General features: G+C 64.0%; 2 tRNA genes and 2 rRNA genes. All 4 read right to left on the reverse strand.

The features are described from left to right. Positions 1-1,867: ribosomal RNA gene (locus tag MJZ25_16465) — 23S ribosomal RNA — on the reverse strand; the annotation flags it as partial. A 142-nt stretch (positions 1,868-2,009) separates the two neighbouring features. Continuing rightward, positions 2,010-2,082: transfer RNA gene (locus MJZ25_16470), tRNA-Ala, on the reverse strand. A 13-nt stretch (positions 2,083-2,095) separates the two neighbouring features. Continuing rightward, positions 2,096-2,169, reverse strand: a tRNA-Ile gene (locus MJZ25_16475). 138 nt (positions 2,170-2,307) lie between these two features. Continuing rightward, a 16S ribosomal RNA gene (locus tag MJZ25_16480) occupies positions 2,308-2,372 on the reverse strand; the annotation flags it as partial.

Raw genomic sequence — 2,372 nt, forward strand, 5'->3', positions numbered from 1 at the left:
CTTAACCTTCCGGCACCGGGCAGGTGTCAGGCCTTATACTTCACCTTTCGGTTTCGCAAAGCCTTGTGTTTTTGCTAAACAGTCGCCTGGGCCATTTCTCTGCGCCCCCCTCCCGGGGGGACCCTTTCTCCCGAAGTTACAGGGTAAATTTGCCTAATTCCTTGGCCATGACTCACTCGAGCACCTTTGGATACTCTCCTCGTCCACCTGTGTCGGTTTGCGGTACGGGCGGCGCGCGCCTGAAGCTTAGCGGATTTTCTCGGGGGCCCCTCCGTGTCGCTGTCGCCTCGGCCGAAGCCCCGGCGTACTCTCGCCGAAGGGCGGGCGCGCGGCACTTCACTCGCGCGTCGTCGCCCTGCGGCTTCAACCTGCCGTTCCGTCGGCAGGCGGACACCTCCTCGCCCCGTCCCCGCGTCGCAGCGCGCGCCGGCACGGTATTGTTGAACCGTCACCCATCGGCTGCCCCGCCGCTGCGGCGGGCTCGCCTTAGGACCCGGCTGACCCTGATCCGATTAGCGTTGATCAGGAACCCTTGGACTTCCGGTGTGCGGGTTTCGCGCCCGCATTGTCGTTACTCATGCCTACATTTGCCTTTCCGGACGCTCCAGCGCGCCTCGCGGCGCGCCTTCGGCGCAGACCGGAATGCTCCCCTACCGGTACATGGTACCCCACGGCTTCGGTGGGGCGCTTGATGCCCGCTCATCATCCACACCCGACCGCTCGACTAGTGAGCTGTTACGCACTCTTTAAATGAATGGCTGCTTCCAAGCCAACATCCTAGCTGTCAGTGCAGTCGGACCTCGTTAACGCAACTCAGCGCCCTCTCCGGGACCTTGGCCGGTGGTCCGGGTTCTTTCCCTCTCGGCGACGGACGTTAGCACCCGCCGCCTCTCTCCCGAGGAACACCCTGCGGCATTCGGAGTTTGGCTGGGGTTGGTAGGCGGTGAAGCCCCCGCGCCCAATCAGTATCTCTACCTCCGCGTGGCTCTGGCCCGAGGCTGCCCCTAAAGGCATTTCGGGGAGTACGAGCTATCTCTCAGTTTGATTGGCCTTTCACCCCTACGCACAGCTCATCCGGATCCTTTTCAACGGAAGACGGTTCGGCCCTCCAGCCGGCTTTACCCGACCTTCAGCCTGGCCATGCGTAGATCACAAAGTTTCGCGTCTGCCCCCGCCGACTCCGGCGCCCTGTTCGGACTCGCTTTCGCTCCGGCTGCGCGCCTCAAGGCGCTCAACCTCGCCGGCGAGGAGCAACTCGTAGGCTCATTATGCAAAAGGCACGCGGTCACCCCCAAGGGGGCTCCCACAGCTTGCGGGCGCACGGTTTCAGGTTCTGTTTCACCCCGCTGTCCGCGGTGCTTTTCACCTTTCCCTCACGGTACTCGTGCGCTATCGGTCTCCCGGGAGTGTTTAGCCTTGGCGGATGGTGCCGCCGGATTCGGGCAGGATTCCTCCGGTCCCGCCCTACTCAGGATCCGCCCCCGCGGTCCGCCGGCTTCGCGTACGGGGCTGTCACCCTGTGCCGCGGGCCTTTCCAGGCCTCTTCCGCTGCCGGCTCGCCGTCCTTCGGGCGTCCTACAACCCCGGCGCCGCCTTGACGGCGCCGGTTTGGGCTCCGCCGCTTTCGCTCACCACTACTCGCGGCATCACTTTTGTTTTCTCTTCCTCCGCCTACTTAGATGTTTCAGTTCGGCGGGTTCGCCTCCGCTCTGAGCGGATGGCAGGCCTCCTGCCTGCCGGGTTGCCCCATTCGGACATCCGGGGGTCGAAGCCCATTTGCGGCTCGCCCCGGCTTTTCGCAGCTTGTCACGTCCTTCATCGCCTCCGGGAGCCAAGGCATCCACCGTGCGCCCTCGGATACTTCGCGTATCCGCACGACATCACCCGGCACCCGGGCCCATCCGGCCCGGTGCCGCTCGTCTAGCTCTTGTGCTCTTCTCTCGTTTCTCGTTATCTCGTGTCTCCTTCCATCATGTCAAAGAACCTCGCCCCGCGGCGCGGGGCCGGAGTGGAGGATAAGGGACTCGAACCCTTGACTTCCAGCTTGCAAAGCTGGCGCTCTACCGGCTGAGCTAATCCCCCGGGGACCTCCCAGTAGTCCCGGGCAGACTCGAACTGCCGACCCCCACATTATCAGTGTGGTGCTCTAACCGACTGAGCTACAGGACTCCGTTCGACTTGCCTGCGCCGCGCGGCCTCCGCGCGGCGGGACGGCCCAAGCCACCCCCATGTTCCATCATCTACGGCAATCAGCCAGCCTGAAAGGACGGAAGGGCACCGACGCCTGACTGCGCCCACCCGCTCCAGAAAGGAGGTATTCCAGCCGCACCTTCCGGTACGGCTACCTTGTTACGACTTAGCCCCAGTCACCA

Source organism: Fibrobacter sp., from assembly GCA_024399065.1.
In the GTDB taxonomy this organism is placed as follows: Bacteria; Fibrobacterota; Fibrobacteria; order Fibrobacterales; family Fibrobacteraceae; genus Fibrobacter.